Genomic DNA, 373 nt, shown 5'->3' with positions numbered 1-373 from the left:
CCTCGACTATGGGCGTCAGGTTGATGTCCAGGTCGTCGATCATGGTGCCAGTGTGCGCGTTTCGCTCGGGGGGCGGGTCCGGATCTTGAGTCGGGAAGCAAAAGTGCCTTCTCCGTGACAGTGCCTGTACGTACCTGTAGTGGCCGTAGTGGCCGTAGTGGCTGTCATGGAAGCGCGGCACGTTGTCTGTCTGCCGGCTTTGTCAGCTGTGCCGAGTCCTGCAACAGGGTGAGGAAGCGGGGCACGAGACCGTGCGGTTCGCTGCGCAGATAGCACGTCAGCTCGCGGAAACGCCTGGGCCGGCAGGACAGAATGGCGGCGTCCAGGCCCGTGGGCACCGCGTTGTCCGGAAGGAGAGCGGGTCCCACTCCGG

1 protein-coding gene is annotated in these 373 nt (G+C 64.6%); it reads right to left on the bottom strand.

From position 1 onward, the window contains the following. Positions 1-164: 164 nt before the first annotated feature. The coding region (locus KVT34_RS29995; protein ID WP_217563267.1) for a hypothetical protein at positions 165-373 on the bottom strand (209 nt) is incomplete at its 5' end.

Source organism: Paenibacillus sp. GbtcB18 (assembly GCF_019091125.1).
GTDB classification, from domain to species: Bacteria; Bacillota; Bacilli; order Paenibacillales; family NBRC-103111; genus Paenibacillus_F; species Paenibacillus_F chitinolyticus.
This window is presented reverse-complemented; position numbering and strand designations above follow the sequence as displayed.